Annotated in this window: 9 protein-coding genes, 3 tRNA genes and 1 rRNA gene; 7 read left to right on the top strand and 6 right to left on the bottom strand. The window is 45.4% G+C overall.

Features of this window, described 5'->3' with window-relative positions:
• The 4 genes from HQN88_RS34655 to HQN88_RS34670 all read left to right on the top strand — a co-directional run.
• Positions 1-94, top strand: a 23S ribosomal RNA gene (locus HQN88_RS34655); the annotation flags it as partial.
• A gap of 68 nt (positions 95-162) precedes the next feature.
• Positions 163-235: transfer RNA gene (locus HQN88_RS34660), tRNA-His, on the top strand.
• A 15-nt stretch (positions 236-250) separates the two neighbouring features.
• Positions 251-322 (top strand) — tRNA-Gln (locus HQN88_RS34665).
• Positions 323-335: 13 nt separating this feature from the next.
• A tRNA-Leu gene (locus HQN88_RS34670) sits at positions 336-417 on the top strand.
• Between the two features lie 133 nt (positions 418-550).
• Here HQN88_RS34670 and HQN88_RS34675 read toward each other — a convergent pair.
• The 6 genes from HQN88_RS34675 to HQN88_RS34700 form a co-directional block, all read right to left on the bottom strand.
• Positions 551-3,703, bottom strand: a complete 3,153-nt coding sequence (locus HQN88_RS34675; protein ID WP_173120870.1) for a glycoside hydrolase family 2 TIM barrel-domain containing protein — start codon at positions 3,701-3,703, stop codon at positions 551-553.
• 75 nt (positions 3,704-3,778) lie between these two features.
• A complete protein-coding gene (locus HQN88_RS34680; protein ID WP_216855922.1) occupies positions 3,779-5,500 on the bottom strand; it encodes a type 2 periplasmic-binding domain-containing protein in 1,722 nt (573 codons plus the stop codon).
• A gap of 73 nt (positions 5,501-5,573) precedes the next feature.
• A complete protein-coding gene (locus HQN88_RS34685; RefSeq protein ID WP_173120872.1) occupies positions 5,574-6,443 on the bottom strand; it encodes a carbohydrate ABC transporter permease in 870 nt (289 codons plus the stop codon).
• A gap of 11 nt (positions 6,444-6,454) precedes the next feature.
• Positions 6,455-7,384, bottom strand: a complete 930-nt coding sequence (locus HQN88_RS34690) for an ABC transporter permease (protein WP_173120874.1) — start codon at positions 7,382-7,384, stop codon at positions 6,455-6,457.
• Between the two features lie 12 nt (positions 7,385-7,396).
• The gene (locus tag HQN88_RS34695) at positions 7,397-9,340 is read right to left on the bottom strand and encodes an alpha-glucuronidase (protein WP_173120876.1); all 1,944 of its coding nucleotides are present in this window, start codon (positions 9,338-9,340) and stop codon (positions 7,397-7,399) included.
• Between the two features lie 139 nt (positions 9,341-9,479).
• Positions 9,480-10,277 (bottom strand): AraC family transcriptional regulator, encoded by a 798-nt coding sequence (locus tag HQN88_RS34700; protein ID WP_173120878.1) that lies wholly within the window; start codon positions 10,275-10,277, stop codon positions 9,480-9,482.
• A gap of 275 nt (positions 10,278-10,552) precedes the next feature.
• On the opposite strand from HQN88_RS34700, the gene HQN88_RS34705 reads away from it, so the two are divergent.
• From HQN88_RS34705 to HQN88_RS34715, 3 genes are read left to right on the top strand one after another with little or no spacing between them, the layout of a single operon-like run.
• On the top strand, positions 10,553-11,407 hold the full coding sequence (locus HQN88_RS34705) for a hypothetical protein (RefSeq protein WP_173120880.1): 855 nt from the start codon (positions 10,553-10,555) through the stop codon (positions 11,405-11,407).
• 26 nt (positions 11,408-11,433) lie between these two features.
• On the top strand, positions 11,434-14,334 hold the full coding sequence (locus HQN88_RS34710) for a sugar-binding protein (RefSeq protein WP_173120882.1): 2,901 nt from the start codon (positions 11,434-11,436) through the stop codon (positions 14,332-14,334).
• Positions 14,335-14,359: 25 nt separating this feature from the next.
• Positions 14,360-17,242 carry a golvesin C-terminal-like domain-containing protein gene (locus tag HQN88_RS34715; protein ID WP_173120884.1) on the top strand — a complete coding sequence of 961 codons (2,883 nt, stop codon included), beginning with the start codon at positions 14,360-14,362 and terminating at the stop codon, positions 17,240-17,242.
• Positions 17,243-17,318 lie beyond the last annotated feature (76 nt).

The following is a 17,318-nucleotide window of genomic DNA, read 5'->3' on the forward strand; positions in this document are numbered from 1 at the left end:
AGACCCCTTGTAGACGACGAGGTTGATAGGTTCGAGGTGGAAGTGCGGCAACGTATGCAGCTGACGAATACTAATCGGTCGAGGGCTTAACCAAAATTCCTAAGAGTAAGACTTACGTTGAAGTTTCGTATCTAGTTTTAAGGGAATAATATTCCTACTGTGGCGATCGTGGCGAAGGGGTTAACGCACCGGTTTGTGGATCCGGCATTCGTGGGTTCAAGTCCCATCGGTCGCCCTTTTCCCTTATTAATGGGGATTAGCCAAGCGGTAAGGCAACGGACTTTGACTCCGTCATGCCTAGGTTCAAATCCTAGATCCCCAGTATTTTTTCATAAGCGGTCGTGGTGGAACGGCAGACACACCATCTTGAGGGGGTGGCGCTCACAAGGCGTGGGGGTTCAAATCCCCCCGACCGCATCCCAGTTTTAGAAGCAAGAAACCCTTGATATATAAGGGTTTCTTTTGTTTTTATATGGGAAGTTAGAAGAGGAGGATGCCCCATAAGCCACAACTATGGCTACCGGACATCCTCCTCTTTGCGTTTCCATACTTACTTAATAAATCGAACCCATCCCATGTCGATGTTGCAGCCGGGAAGAAAAATGAGCGAGACGGTATTTTTGCCTGTGATCGATTCGTTTAGATTGAACACGGCACTGGTGTACTCCTCATAGTTTGCCACTTCGATCATTTGTCTGATTTCACGTTGGCCATCGGTAAACAAGAGTTGTATCGAATTTTGTGCGATATGGGAGCGCCAGCAAATTTCAATTTGTCTTGCGCCTAATTCACCGAAGTCCATATTTTCGTATACGAGTGATACGTTATTCCCTATCTGTTCGATCGTGTCCTCTCGAATGGTAAAGCAGTCGCCATACACCGTTGTGACTTCAGTGGCTTTCAATTTTTGGAACGCCTTTTGATACCGGGAAAAGGTAAAGCCTTGGATATGTACCTTTTGTCTAAACACAAGGCATAAGGTGGTCACACCGATCAACCTACGCGGGAGCTTACAGATCACCTCCTGGTAAGTATTCCAAATGGAACCTTTGTCGTAGTGGATGGTGCTGAGAAGCTCGCCGCCCTCCAAAGGCATTCCTTCCCAAATCTCAAAGGTGAAAGGGTCTTTACTCAAAGGGAATAAAGGCAAAGTAATCTCATCTGACCCGTAATCTCCAAAGTCTAAGTCTTTAAACCCGACATGACTCTCGCCATCTCTTAACGTAGCTACCCCGCGCTCATTGCCATTGGTCAACTCTACGTTGCTCGTATTGTACAGTCCGCCGGATACGAACTCATAAGGATTAATAAAAGGCTTTCCTAAGCCTTGAATGTGCAATGTAACCATTGAGATAAAAGCAAAATGATTTCCGCCGTTCTTAGGGGAACAACGCACATAAACTTCACCGTCTCCCCTAGGCTTGATGGTTGCGGTTTGTCCATCATCAGCTACCACAATCGTGGCCAACTGGCTATCAATACCAGCGGAATCTGTGACCCGCCAATATAAGTCGCTATAGGTTGCATGTTCTGGAAAAGTCTTTGCCATTACATGGAAACCGTCCACTGTCAATTGGATTTTGCGAATAGGTACTTCACTCTGCACTATTTCTGCATGAATGATAGGCACGTTATTGTCAATCCGCTTTACAATGGCCAGCAGCTTCCCGCTAAAGAGCCGCCTGGAGTCTGACTGGTACTGGTCATAGTCCGTAGCATCGCCGTTATCCAGTGCAAGCAGTGTTCCGTACTCAACGGATACCTGGACACGACAGTTGGCATTTTCAACGGGATTCCCTTGTAAATCCAACGCTGTAATCGTTGTGAATACAAGCCTACCTATAATTTCGTTCTCTAGCTGCAGCTTCACAGCATCACCAAAAGATGTTCTGCTTTGCGTTGCAATCTGCTTGCCATTGCCATCGTAAGCCACGGCGTGAAGCGTTCCAGTTCGATATTTGATTTGCCAATCTGCAACGATTTTATTGTGATTCAGCGAAACTACACCTTGACTCTCCTCATTGACAAACAATTCAATTTGAGGAGCGTTGGAGCAGACTCTTATGTCGATGACCTGACCTTCTGAGAAATCCCAGTACGGATACAGATGGACGAAAGGCTCTTTTCGATAGTCGGTCCATGCAGCTTTAAACAAGTAATACGAATCTTTGGGAAAGCCTGCTGTATCTACATGTCCAAGATAAGTATTCTTGGTGTGGTAAGGTGTTGGCTCGCCTAGGTAGTCCTGGCCTGCCCAAATAAACTGTCCTAGTGAGAAAGGAGTGTCGGCGTCTGCTTGGATACACCATTCCACGCTTTTGGCTCCCCAGCTTGTGGCGCTGTTGCCAAGAGCCGAACATTGCAGATCATCGTCCGCTAAAATCGATTTGGAGAGTGGAAAATGGTAAATGCCTCGGCTTTGCACCGTAGAACAAGTCTCACTCCCATAGATGATCCAATCCGGATGAGCAATATGATGCTTTTCGTATAAGGACTCAGCGTAGTTATAGCCGATTAGTTTGATAACGTCGGCGCATTTTTGCGTATTTTCCCAAGGCATGTAGTTGGAGCATAAGGTGACAGGCGCATGAACGCGGGGATCATGCTTTTTTACTAATTCCATGAGGTACGTCATCGTGGCTATTCCGGTCTCTGCATCTGCATGCGTATCATAAACTTCGTTGCCAACACTCCACATAATAATAGAAGGGTGATTGCGATCACGGCGAATCCAAGAGGCTACATCCTTTTCCGCCCATTCATCAAAGAAACGCGCATAGTCATGTTTCGTTTTGGGACGCTTCCAAACGTCGAATATTTCGCTCATGACAAGAAAACCCATTTCATCTGCAATATCGTTAAAAATGCTAGCGGGCGGGTTATGAGCCGTACGGATAGCGTTGACTCCCATTTTACGGAATATCGTAAGCTGCCTGCGAATGGCGTCCGGATATACTGCCGCACCCAATCCGCCGAGATCGTGATGGAGGCAGACGCCATTTAACTTGACATGCCTGCCGTTGAGGAGAAATCCCCGATCTGTCGTAAACGCGATCGTCCTAAAGCCAAAGCGAGTATCCGCTGTATCTGTGATCTCACCGTTAACCGAGAGCTCACTTCGCAAGGTGTAGAGCTTTGGATTTTCAACGTCCCACTCGACGATTTCGTCATCGTTTTCTAAAAGCGTGTGGCGAACCTGATAAGGTATTCCTTCGGTTTCTACTTCCACATCTACTTCGTAACTCCATTGACCATCCACTTTGCGCGTCGTAATATAGATTCCGTCAGATGCGAAGTGACATGCGTTTTTTACAATCAGAAACACATCCCGATATATGCCCGCCCCTGTATACCATCGGGAGTTTGGCGCTTGATGAACGACCTTTAGCATAATGGTGTTCATGCTGTCTCTGCATATAAAACCTGATATATCAAACTCAAATGCGGTGTATCCATACTTCCACTGACCTACCTCTTTGTCGTTTACAAACAGGGTACTGTCCATATATACGCCATCAAAGCGGATGAAAAGACGCTGTCCGTCATTTATGTTACTTGCGTCCAGATCACGCTTGTACCAGCCAATGTCATCTTTGTACAAATTGTTGGTATCTGCAATTAACCAGTCGTGGGGAACGCTGACGGGTACAAACTCGCCCGGTTCCCCTATTGCAAACAGCCAACCATCATTCAATAGCTTCATACGAATCCCATGCCTCCATAAAAGCCTAGAGGCTTGCATGTGCAAGCCTCTGTGCGTTATCAATCTTTAATAATGTTATTTCAGCGTTGTTTCTTTTCCGAAAGATTTCTCCCATGCAGCTGTTCGCTCGTCGATAATCGCTTGACCGCCTGAATTGAGGTAATCCTTCATGCCTCCATCATATACAGCGTCAAATTTGTCAACAGGTGCCACAACAGCTTTGTTCAAGAGCGTATCACGTTTTTCTTTAAGAGCTTGCCCTTGTCCGTTTTCAGCCTTGATAGCACCCACATTGGCATTTTTGCCTACACGACCATCATGAGTTGTAATTTGATTCGCTTTCTCAATATATTTGGCATCAATACCCGCATATCCGTTGGCAATTGATTTGACTGTCTTAGCAGGATCGCCAAGGTCAAGACCATTGCTTGTGATCGTGTAGTCGATGTTTGCTGGAGAGTTCATAATTTTTTCGCCTGTTGCTGCAATTGTCTTCACAGAACCGTCAGGCAACGTTTGACGAGTCACCCCTTCTTCTCCAAATTGAAGGAATACGCGATTATCAAGCTTGGAAATCCAATTTAAATAGAGCAGAGAAGCAATGGGTTCTTTGTTTGTACCTGGGAAAAAGATTTTACGGTCAACAGGGCCTGATAAAAATTTCTTATAAACACCAGCATCATTGGCGAATGGTTCAACAGCAATATAAGCTGCATCTGGGCTAACAAGCTTCTGAAGGCCTGCCTGAATGCTGTCGGCGCCGTTACGGTATGGGTAATCCCAGTTGTGCATAAATGCGCCAACATAGCCCGCTTTCATGAGATTATCTTCCGTTTTATCTCCGGCAGGATAAAGTGCGAAATCCTTCCAAACAAGACCTTGGTTATACCACTTGTTCAACGTTTTTATGCCTTCTTTGTAATTCGGGTAGAGGAAACGCCGATCGTCAAAGTCGTGCGTGTAGATGTCCTTGTCTGTTATATTATTGGGCGTGTATGCGGCCGTCAAATGATCTGTACGCCAACCGACGTCAAAGCTCGTGGAAAAAGGAATTATCTTGTCGGCATCTTTCCCTAGAAGCGTGGAAGCGTTGTCTTTAAAGGCTTTTAGCATGCTTTCAAATTCTGCTAACGTTTTTGGCGCTTGAAGATTGAGCTTCTTTAACCAATCCTCGCGCACAAAGGTATTCGTGCGGTTAAGGGTGTTCAAACGGGATTCTATGGCCCACAAGGTTCCTTTGCTAGGATCTTTGTCCCAATAGATGTTTGCTTCAGTTAAATATTTCCACATGTCCGGCAGAAGGTCTTTGTTATCCTTGAGCAGGGGACCTAGGTCAAGAACACCGCCCATATTGGCGTACGTTTGGATGGTTGGATAAGAGTAGGTCAGACTGATATCCGGTGCTTGATTCCCTGCCAACAGATTGTTAATTGCTTCGCCCTCTGTCCAACGAGGAACAGGAACAAAAGTAACATCTACATTGTGATCACGAAGCATGCCGTCCTTAATATATTTTGTATAGAAGTTGTTCTCTGGTTTGGTTCCCCCTGGATTACCACGGTCATAAATCTCTACTTTGATTTTACGAGTATCCTTGAATTTGAGATTAGAATCGAGACCTAGCTTTTCTAGTGCTGCGTTGTTGTTAGGCACATTAGATGCAGGCGCTGAAGCTGTTGGGGCTGATGGAGCTGCTGAATCTGATGGAGTTGGCTTGTCGTTAGTGGTACATCCTGAAAGTGCTCCAGCAAAAATGGTACTAACCGCTAGAACGGACAATGCTTTGAGAAATTTCACGGTTATTCCTCCTATTTCTTATTTGGTTTCCTTTATAAAAATTGACGTAGCCAATTCCTATCATGCGTTAAAATTAACCTTTTACCGCTCCAATTGTGACGCCGGAGATAAAGTATCTCTGCAGCCACGGATAAATAAGCAAAATCGGTACAGTTGCAAACATAACTGTTGCTGATTTAATCGTTTCAGACAGGCCTGGGCTTGAAAAACCTTCCTGCGTAGCCACCTCAATGCTACTGACACTATTAAGTATGTTATAAAGCAGCAGTTGTATGGGGAAGTAAGTTCTATCGGACATAAACATTAATGCATCAGAGAATCCGTTCCAGCGGCCTACTGCATAGAAAAGAGCCAGCGTTGCAAGCACAGGAGTGGAAAGCGGTAGATAGATGTTGATAAGTACCCTAAGAGGGCCTGCACCATCGATTTCAGCGGATTCCCTAAGACTCTCTGGAATCCCGAAGAAAAAGCTGCGCATGATGATGACATTAAATACACTAATGCAGTTTGGCAGAATCAGTACCAACGGATTATTAAGTAAGTGCAGCTCTTTCAAAAGCAAGTAGGTCGGGATTGTGCCTGCACTAAAGTACATGGTAAAGATTATGAGTGCCGTGATAATCTTTTTACCTTTTAGGTTGTCATAGGTAAGCGGGTATGCACACAGAATCGTCATTAGCATCGACCAAAGCGTGGTAATCACAGTTAGTATGGCTGTCCACAACAATGCCCATGTGTATTTGGAATCGCCAAGTACCGTTGAGTAAGCATCGAAATTCAGTCCTACAGGCAGAATTAATACTTCATTTTTCACCAAGGAACTGGCGGAACTTAGAGATCGTGCCAATATATTCAACAATGGCAGGAGACAGATTAAAATACACAAGAAACAAATGAAAGCGATAATCCAGTCTCCAATTCTAGTACCTTTTGATTTAATCATGTTACAGCCTCCTACCAGATGCCACGATCGCCAAATTTTTTCGCCAGAGCATTTGCTGCAAACAAGAAGATGACGCACACAACGGACTGGAATATACCGACGGCAGTGGTGAGAGAAAATTGCAATCCACGAATACCGTTGTTGTATACGAATATGGAAATAACGTTAGAAACTTCTGTGACAAGTTTATTGCTGAGTGCGTAAGGTCTGTCAAATTCACTGCCCAAAATACGTCCAAGGCTTAAAATAAGCATAATAATGATCGTAGGACGAAGTCCTGGCAGCGTAATATGCCAAATATTGCGTAAACGACTAGCTCCATCCACCGATGAGGCCTCATACAGTTCTGGGTTGATCCCTGTAATGGCTGCTAGATAGATGATGGTATTCCAACCACAGCTTTGCCATATGCCCAGGAAAATGTAAGTGACCACCCAATAACCAGGCTCATTCAGAAAAGGAATGGAGGCAAAGCCCATCTTATTTAGCAGGATGTTGACAAGCCCTGTAGTTGGCGCAAGAAGCTGGAGTGCCATACCTGAAATGATAATCCATGATAAAAAGTGCGGCATATAGACAATCGTTTGGGTGAATCGCTTAAAACGTTTGAAAGCGAGCTCATTTAAGAGAATGGCTAGAATAATAGGTGCAGGGAAGCCAAACAGTAAGTCAAGAAAGTTTAGACCGATGGTATTTCTAAGTGAATAAAGAAAATCGCGATTAGAAAATGCCTGAATAAAATATTCGAACCCATTATTTCCTGCCCACTCCATCTCAGATGGGCTTTTTACAATGCTATAGTTTTTGAAAGCAATTTGAATGTAGCCCATAGGTATGTACCGGAAAATGAGAAAGAAGGCCATTGGGAGAACCAACATCACATAGAGTATCCAGTAACGTTTCATGTACCGGAATGATGGACTCTTATTTGTAATTACCATATTTGGACCGCCTTACTTATAAATTTTTCTTCCCTTGACATCGTCAATGCCTGTTTTGCGATAGAAGTACGTATTCACTTGATCTCGCCACTCATGAGCATTGCGAAGTTGGTGTTTAAGCCGCTCTTTCACCGAGTTAAAGACTTCCTGTGGAAGTCGGTTCTCCAGCGACTCCCAGGATTGTAATAAGGCTTCCGCTTGCTGAGCACCCTCAAAGTGACTGTCATACATGTATTGCAGCAATGTTCGTCCGTCCTTCATTTTGTAGTCATACCGAACGCGATGGAAGAAGAGCAATAATTCCTCTGGACAAGTTGCTATATGGTCATACATGTTTTGTATTGACTCTGGATACTGAGTTGTAAATCCCGTTCCTTTGGAAGTACGATCGACTCCAATAGCATCAAAGCTTGCTCTGTGATACGTCCCCCATTTTGAAAACTCATAACCGTCAACATTAGGCCCGTAGTGAGAACTTGGATTTACCATAAATCCAATACCAAGAGGCGCTGTATAGCTCTCGTAAATCCCTCTGGATGTAAGCAGCATCTCCTCTATTGTTTGGTATCCATGCTCATCTGTTTCAAACGTAATCCGAATCCACTCACGAATCAGCTCTTTCGCAGTAACATCCGAATTCCACGCCATTCTCCCAAAAGCGTACAGATTGCACTGTGCAAGGGTGTTGCCTGTCCAGTTCCTGTTATTGCCTGTGTTTGTAACCGCTGTCACAGCAACGATTTCTTGACCAAACATGCTTTTCAATTGCTTCCCTTCGTCAACTTCAGTTGTCAAAATTTCTTCCCACTGAACAGCTAGGCTGAACAGGTCGATTTGCTGGCCTGTGTATTCCTGAGCAATCTGAAACTCAAGAGCCTCACGCGTGTATTTAAGGCTTGAAAAAAGAGGAGATACGGGCTCTCTCGTCTGAAAATCGACAGGGCCATTTTTAATTTGAAGAATAACGTTCTGATCAAATGTACCATCCAGTGGCTGAAAGTGTTTAAAAGCCGCCATTGGACGATCGGTTTGTGTATCTCTCCAGTCCTGTTGGCAGTTATACACAAAGCATCGCCAAAAGACCAACCCGCCATATGGAGCAACCGCTGCGGCAATCGTATTGGCACCGTCTGCCTGAGTTCGTCCGAAGGCCTCCGGGCCACCTCTGAATTCTGAGTCCGCTTTCACAACATAACCTAAGAAATCCGGAATTTTATTGTATACAACGGCAGATTGCGCTTTCCAAAATTCTTTTACTCCCGCATCCAGCGGATCAGAGGTTGTAAGTCCACCGACAATCATCGGTGCATCAAAATGTACCGATACCAACAATCGAATGCCAAAAGGTCTAAACAGAACAGCTAGTTCTGCCAAGTCAGCAAGCAGCGGTTCAGCAATCAGACCAGCACTTACTTTGTTTACGTTCACATTGTTAATGCAAATTCCGTTAATGCCGATAGAAGCCATGAGTCGGGCATAATCCTTCATCCTTTCTGCATCGTAATCAAACTTATTATTACGGAAGAAGAAAGAATTACCAGCATATCCGCGTTCAATGTGTCCATCCATGTTGTCCCAATGATTGATGATGCGATAGTCCACATGGGGAGCGGAGCGCTCATGAATCTGTTCCATACGCTCTCCAGTGGCAAGACGGTTGAGGAAGCGATACACACCATATAAGAGACCCATCTTACTGCCGCCTGCGATTTCAAATCCATTAACCAGTGGGGTGAGCGAAAACGCTTCATGCGCTCCATCGTCAATTTTCAATTGCAGTGTATACGCAGCACTTTCTTGAATTTCCCCCCATAGGCGATTTAAACCTAGACGACATTCTTGATGGATAAAATCTAAATCGAAGCCTGCATGGATTTGCAAAGGTTTAGGCTCTAGATTGGATTTTGGCTGTAACCAAGCATTGTATTCGGCATATTTTCGTATTGTGTGATTCATGAAGCACCTCTATTAGTTAATTAAAGCGTTTTCTTAATTAAGAATTTAGCATTTAAAGATTCCTTTCAACAATAGTCTGACTATAGTTAGCCATGCCTAATTAAAGATATTATTTGCAAAAAAAATAGACTAGCGATTGCTAGTCTGGTTGATGTCGGAGACATTGTGATGGCGAATAACCTTTGATTAACTTAAATTGCTTCCGAAAGTGCGACAGATCGCTATACCCGCAACGCTCGGCAGCTTCGGTTACGTTGCATTCGCCATTTTGCAGCATGTCCTCTGCATGATTAATTCTTGTTTGCGTTAAATATTGATTGACCAGCATGCCCGTTTCATTTTTAAATAGTGCCCCAAAGTATACCGTATTGAGTCCTGCAAGATTAGCAAGCTCTTTGACAGTAACATTGCTTGCGTAGTTTTCGGATATATAATTGATTGCCTTTTTCACCCGATAGTCTGATCTTGTAGTGTCTTTTTTAAAGAGAATCAACTCATACAATCGGTGCATAATGACGAGCAACTGGCCTCTGGTTTTTGTACGATAGCCGGTTTCTTTACGAACCCAGGCATTGGATAGCTCGCGAAAGAGTCCGACGAGGTCACTCTTAATCCCAACGTGCGTCAGTAAAGGAAGGGGCAGGTCGGCTTGTTGTCCGCTCATGTCATAGATGTTGAAGTTAGCAGAGTACACATTCATAAGCTCATCTACGATGCAGTGAGCCATACGAATACTTCCGCGTGGAATGCACAGAAGATCCCCGCGTTTCACCTCGTATTGTACGCCATTAATTGTATAGATGCCTCTACCTTCTATGACATAGGTGATGTCACAAAATGAGATTTCATTTTTGGCTATTTCCCATGTTGGTGTGCACTTTCTATATATTAAGTAACCGATATCAGGTACTAAGAAGTCGTTAATTTCTATGGACAAAGTTGTTCTCCTCCCAAAACCGTGTCTTTAATTTATACCCTATAACTATAGTTCAACCACTGTCAATAAAAAATGTAGGAGTTTGATTAAATTGGAATTAATAGTAAATTATTAGTTTTTTTGTTATTTTGAGCAAATAGAACGAAGATACTGTATCAAATAAGTGACAAATTCGATATTCATGTCATGTAACCCTATAGCAGTAGCAGAATGGAGACTGTTAGGATGAGAAAGTATTGTAATCGTTTTCATCGAAAAGGGGGTGACATTTGTAGATGAAAAAAGCGAGGAACGGCATGTTGGCATTCGGCTTAGGGTGTTTCATTCTCATTCTGGCAGGGACGTTGTCAGGGTTTATGATGCGCAGTGTAAATTCTCAATCGGATGCTGTCCATGTTGCTTCCGTAAACGGTGTAGCCGTTGAAGCAAGAGAGTTTTCTGCTTTGCTGGGTGCTGAGCGCTCCAAGACTTATGCGTATTTTCAAGATAAGTATGGAGCGGAAGACAGTACGGAATTTTGGAACCATTCATACAATGGCGAAATTCCAATGGAAAAAATAACGCAGTCTGTGCTAAAACAACTGGTAAAACGTAAGGTTCAGCAAGCGTTAGGCGTACAATACGGGCTGCTGAAGGATACGAGCTATTCCACTTTTCTGGAAGAGCTGCGGATCGAAAATGAGCGCAGAAAGAAGGAGGTAGAGGGCGGTAGACCCGTTTACGGCCCAAAGCAAGTCACAGAGAAAGTATTTTATGAGATGCGACAGACCCAATTACTGGAGGACTTAAAAAAGAAAAAAGCCAGTGAAACAGCGATTAGCGATCAAGACATTTCAGCCTTCTATGAGGAGCATAGGAATGATTTCAGGCGAGCGGATGTGAACAGAGTGAATATTTTCCCTAATACTCAACCGTCAACGGATACTAAATTATCCCCATCCAAGCCCTCTAGCACGAACGAGGGCGATGCGATAATTCCGCTCACTGAAGTGAAAGATCGCATAGCTGCCCACTTAAGTAATCTTTCGTTTGAACAATTTGTACAGGATCAAGCCAATCAGGCACAGTTAGTTGTGAATGATCCCATGCTGAAGTCCGTGGCAGCCAAGGTGCTACGGGGAGAGTCTTGAAATTTATCCTAAAGATGAGGTGCAGAATGAGGAAAAGAATAACCATGCTTCTTATTGTTACGCTTCTATTCAGCATTTTTCCTTTCGTTATACCTAAAGCAGAGGCAGCAATTGTCAACGTGTTGTCGCAAGATTTTGAGACGACAACCATTGGGCAAGCACCGGCAGGGTGGACGGCGACGACCGGTGCGAATCTCGTTTCTGTCGCACAAGATACGGCTGGCAACGGCTATTTGACGACGACAGAAACGAATAATTCCGTAGCCAATACGGCTACTTATGCTTTTGCAGCGCCAATTACGACGGATTTCTCGGTCGATATGCAGGTCATGACGAAGCAGACCTCCTCAAGCTATGAGGGCTACTTCCTATTACTCAAGGATTCCGCAGGCGATAAAGTGCTGGAGTTGCTGTTTAATGGAAGCACGATTGCTCGCAGGTATGGCAGTAATTTAAAATCGACCGTACTGTCAGGCATCGTAGCCAATGATTGGTATAACATTCACGTTGACGTGAATATGACAACGAAACAATACAGCGTGTCCATCGACGGCTTGCCTATGTCTTCCGCAACGAATGTTGCGCTGTATAAACAAGCGAGTGAAGTGACGGATTATTCGTTCGCCTCCTATCGCTTTCAATCGGGCACGATGCAGTTGGACAATATTACGGTGAGCAAATTTGTGGCAGATCCGACTAATCAGGCGCCAACCGCTTCCGGCGTGACGGTGAACGGCACAACGCTAAGCGGCCAAGTATTAACGGGCAGTTATACGTATGCGGATACAGAATCGAATGCGCAAGGCACGTCAACGTTCAAATGGTATCGGGGGACGAACGCAGACGGCACGGGTAAATCTGCGATCAGTGGCGCTACCTCACTTTCCTATACGGCTGTGGCAGCCGATGTGAACCGCTATCTGTTCTTTGAAGTAACACCGGTTGCAACAGCAGGAACGCTCACGGGTACACCTGTACTGAGCCCATCTGTCTATATTCGTTATCCAGGCAATGTCCTTGCCTTTGATGTTACAGGGCGTACTACCGATGCGCTCAATCAACTTAACCTCGTGTACAGCCAGAGCGGTGTTACCTTAAGCAGTGGAAGTGTAACAGGAATTGGCGGCAATTTCACTTATTATTCAGGTGCACAAGATTTCAAATCGTTCGGCATTGATGTGACGTATAACAAATGGACGATGAATTTTACGCCATTAGATGATTTATCCGTCTATGAAGCGACATATGACAGCCAGACAGGAACGCTTGTGGATGGGAATAAAGTGACGCTAGTACGCAAGCTTCATCCTGAGCTCATGTCCGACGTTCAATATGTGAAAGCAACGTATGTCGCTGCGTCACCTATTACGGCTGGCACCAAGTTCCTTCGTGTAAAAATGCCGACAGCAGCATTTAATAGCGGGACAGCGTCAGATTTCAAGGTCGATCAAGTTGCTTTCGAAGGTTCACTTTCAACGTTAGCTCGCATTGACGGCTATGTGGAAGATACGATGGTGGATTTCTCGAAGTACGTGAGCGGCGGCGACACAAGCAATTTGCAAGTGGTTCCGTTGACAACTTCTACGCTGATTCGCACGTTTAATACGACATCTTATGTGAAACGAACGAACCCGGCTGTAGCGACAACAGCTATGACTTTTGCAGCGCCAACCGGCAAAGATTTCAAATCAGCCTATCTCGAGGGCTACTATTACGCCAATCTGCCGAGCACTCCTGCCTTTGAGCTCTGGACTTCAATGAACGGAACAGATTTCACGCTGTATAATCTGTCTGGCATTTATAAGCATCCTGCCTTTGGGTCCTCAGCCAATAATAGTATTCCCGACACCTTGCATGCTAACTATTTGCCGAATGGGGTGAAGTACGTCAGGGTAAGGTTGGCTGGCAATATCGCCAACGGTTTCCCGAACATGACGAAGCTTGCCTTCGGCTATGGCGCAGAAATCCCTGTGGTCCCGGCGGATTATGACATTACGATCAAAAAGACAGCATCCGAAATAACGCTGGATGGTGTCGTGTCGACTGATGCAAGCGGCAACCCGAGCGGCGAATGGGCGGGCAGCGAGTTGATACGAATCCAAGGATTGACGGATAACAACGGCGATCAACATGGGGCAGATATTTATCTCAAATATGATGATAAAAAGCTTTACCTCGGTGCGAAAATCAAAGATCCGACCCCGATGAACAATACGCGAACAGGAACAGGCATCTGGAACGGTGATGCGCTAGAACTCTTCCTGGGTGATGAGGATATGGATTTCACACAGCATCCGGAGGCAGTCGGAACGATGCTGCCAAGCGACCGACAACTTGTTTTAGGCAGCGGTATTGAGAATGGCTACCAGTGGTATATGAATACGCAAGGCGCTAATTCGAAACCGCTAGTTTTTATGGAACTCTTGAGAGATGCGGATGGCAGAGGGTACACCATGGAAGCAGCCATACCGCTTTATGCGCTTGGGATTACAAATCCATGGGAAGGGAAAGCGCTTCTTCTGAATGCGGCGCTCAGTGATGGCAGCTATGCGAGCCGTGGACAATGGGGCTGGACGACCAATGGCGAATCTGCCAAGCGGGCAAGAGGACAGTTCGGTACAGTCACATTTGAACAGGCCTCTGCGCCAACAGCAGAAATGAGTTTATCCGCCAGCTATAACAACAGCACGAATCTCCTTGCAGTTACGGGGCAAACGACCCAAGTGAATACGCGTTTAATGACATTGTTGGTCAAAAATGCGGCAGGCGCCACGGTGTACTTTGAACAAACGCAAAGCAATGCCTCCGGAAACTTCACGTTTAGCCACAACCTAAGCGCACTTGAAGCTTTCCCTGGCACCTACACGGTTAAAGTTGGCGGAGACGGCGTACGCATTCCGCGAGTGACGACCGTTGTTATTAACTAATCGGCAGTTCATAAGGAGGGAAACCATGAAGCTTAAAGGGATCGTAGGGCGGGCATTTACGATTATGATGTCGGCTGCCGTGTTGATGACAGCATGGATTGCAGTCGCACCAGGGGAACATGCTTATGCTGACAATACGGCGTATTACGTCGATGCTGTAAATGGAAACGATAGTAATAACGGCACAAGTACGACAACGGCTTGGAGAACTTTATCCAAAGTTAACGCGAAGACCAACTATTTGCCTGGTGATCAAATATTATTCAAATCAGGCACGTCGTACACAGGCTCGCTAAAACTTAGAAACTCAGGTGCTTCGGGTAATCCGATTATTGTGGGTAAATTCGGCGGAGATATCAAACCGATCATCAATGCCAATGCCGCCTATGCTGCGATTGAATTGGAGAATATTCAGTACTTTACGTTGCAGGATCTGGAGATAACGAACTATAAAGCTGCCGATCCCGACGATTACTTGACTGGTTTCTATCGCCGGAACGGAATATGGATTAAAGCTTTCCATAACGGTCCAATGCGAGGGATTACGATCCGCAACATGGATATCCATGATGTGACGGGGATGAATCTGACCGGTGAGACGACAACGACGACGACAGACGGCAAGGATAAAGGAGTGAACAAAAATTCGAACGCGGGTATTCAAATCGATGGTTGGGAGTGGGAACCAACTCAGCCGAAGGCTTATTATGACGGTCTGACGATTGAGAATAACTACATTCATGATCTGGTTACGATCGGGATTAATATGGCGGGGCACTCCAGTGATACGACGTACTTTAACAGGAATGTTACCATACGAGGCAACTCGATTATGAATAACGGTGCGGATGGCATTATTATCGGGGTTACTAACAATCCGCTGATTGAGAATAATGTCACCTTGGATGTGGGGGCCTATGCACCTGGTATCAAATGGATTGCAGGCATTTGGGTATGGCGAACGAATCAATCGCTCGTACAGTTTAACGAAGTTGGACGGGTGAATGCAGAAATCAAAAATGACTCCGATTCAACCGCTTTCGATACGGACATTCAAGCGCAGGGTGATCAAATTTTTCAATACAATTATAGCCATGAAAATGAAGGCGGATTCTTCATGGATATGAACCAGTTGAAAAATGGGAGGAACATCCTCCGTTATAACATCAGCCAGAATGATAAGCGAAATGGCTGGCATAGCTTTACGATTAACAGTGCGGACCCTAGTATTTTTTACAATAACGTCTTCTATAACAGCCTTGGTATTGGCTTCCAAATGAAAAACAGTGCAAACGCTACGTTCATCAACAATATTTTCTATGTTACAGGGTCCACAGAAACCTATGCTGCATTGCCAAGGTTTATCAATAATGCGTTCTATGGTCAGACTGCGCCTGCTCAAGGCCTAAGCAATATCGTAGGAAACCCTGGGTTCGTCAATCCAGGGGCAGGCGGAGACGGCATGACGACTGTGGATGGATATAAATTGAATGCCAGTTCCCCGCTCATCGGTGCCGGAAGAGTGGTCGCTAATCACGGGGTGCGAGATTTCTGGAACAATCCGATTTATACAGGGTTACCAGATATTGGGGCTTTCGAACATCCAACAAGTACAATCACAGATACGGTGGCGCCGAGCGCTCCAACTGCTGTAACGGTTACAGGTAAAAGCGATACGACGGTATCGTTGTCCTGGACATCGGTTGAAAGTAGTGTTCCATTGGATGCCGACATTTATAATGCAGCGAATAATCAGGTTCTGACTTCGGTCATCGCTGCTAATACGGCTACAGTGACAGGTCTGACGCCGGGAACGGCCTACAGCTTCTATATCAAAGCGAAAGACAGAAACTGGAATGCTTCTGTCGCAAGCGCTACCGTATCCGCAACAACGATGGTGGCAGTAACGGTTGATAACACGCAAGCTGTTCGAACAGGAAGTTGGACGGCAGCAACGGGTGGTAACGCTTATAATAACGATTACCATCGTATCGCAGCAGGTTCAGGATCGAGTACGGTCAAATGGACACCCACGATCCCGACTACTGGATATTATACGGTGTATTACTTCCTGCCGGACGGAACGACATCGCGCGCTGGTAATGCAAGCTATACGGTCAGCGGAGCCGGCGGCTCCAAAGCGTACTCGGTCGATCAGCGCGTAAAAGGCGGCTCTTGGGTACCGCTTGGTATTCATCGTTTCAGTCAAGGCACAACCGGCTATGTGCAGTTGAATGATACGGGCAACGGAGAAGTTGCAGCGGATGCCGTGAAATTCGTCTATGAGAGCACATTCGGCTTAGATGATATTGTGAGTGTCCAATTGACAACGAAAAAGTTGCAGATGCGTTTAGGGGAAACGACCACGTACACAGTTACGGGTGTCGATAATCTGGGGAAGTTGGTGGATCTCGTCGCAGATGGCGCTGCGCTTACGTATACCGTGGATAATCCATCGATCGCCGGTTTAAGCAGCGGTATAATCACCGGAAATGCGAACGGCGCAACGCAATTCCGCGCAAACTTTACATTTGGCGGCAATACGTTAGTGAGTAACTCAGCTGATGTTATTGTTGGACCGAGATTGACGGTAGATGTGCCAACATTTACGAATGCATCGGGTCAGACAATAACGTCTATCTCAGCGAACAGTGCCATTACTGCTTCGTCTAGAGTGATAAACTCCTCGGAGAAGCAGATTAGCGCGACATTAATTCTCGCCTTATATTCACCAACGGGACTTGTGTCTTACACGATTCAAGAAGCTGTTGTGAACAAATACGATAACAAAACATTTACAGCAACGTTAACTACACCTGCTTCTGTGAGTGGCTACTACATCAAAGGTTACATGTGGGATAACACGAACGATACGGCTGCTTTGGCAGAAGAAGCGACGCTTCAGTAAGCAAAGCGGTAAATGGCCAGCTAACGGAGAAGCCCTGAGCAATCAGGGCTTTTTGGTATTGGAAATGAGATTGAAA

Source organism: Paenibacillus qinlingensis (assembly GCF_013204845.1).
GTDB lineage: Bacteria > Bacillota > Bacilli > Paenibacillales > NBRC-103111 > Paenibacillus_E > Paenibacillus_E qinlingensis.

What these genes read in the sequence shown, in the direction of transcription:
- HQN88_RS34675 (WP_173120870.1), bottom strand. Translation starts at nt 3,703, where the DNA reads ATGAAGCTATTGAATGATGGTTGGCTGTTTGCAATAGGGGAACCGGGC.
- HQN88_RS34685 (WP_173120872.1), bottom strand. Translation starts at nt 6,443, where the DNA reads ATGATTAAATCAAAAGGTACTAGAATTGGAGACTGGATTATCGCTTTC.
- HQN88_RS34690 (WP_173120874.1), bottom strand. Translation starts at nt 7,384, where the DNA reads ATGGTAATTACAAATAAGAGTCCATCATTCCGGTACATGAAACGTTAC.
- HQN88_RS34695 (WP_173120876.1), bottom strand. Translation starts at nt 9,340, where the DNA reads ATGAATCACACAATACGAAAATATGCCGAATACAATGCTTGGTTACAG.
- HQN88_RS34705 (WP_173120880.1), top strand. Translation starts at nt 10,553, where the DNA reads ATGAAAAAAGCGAGGAACGGCATGTTGGCATTCGGCTTAGGGTGTTTC.
- HQN88_RS34710 (WP_173120882.1), top strand. Translation starts at nt 11,434, where the DNA reads ATGAGGAAAAGAATAACCATGCTTCTTATTGTTACGCTTCTATTCAGC.
- HQN88_RS34715 (WP_173120884.1), top strand. Translation starts at nt 14,360, where the DNA reads ATGAAGCTTAAAGGGATCGTAGGGCGGGCATTTACGATTATGATGTCG.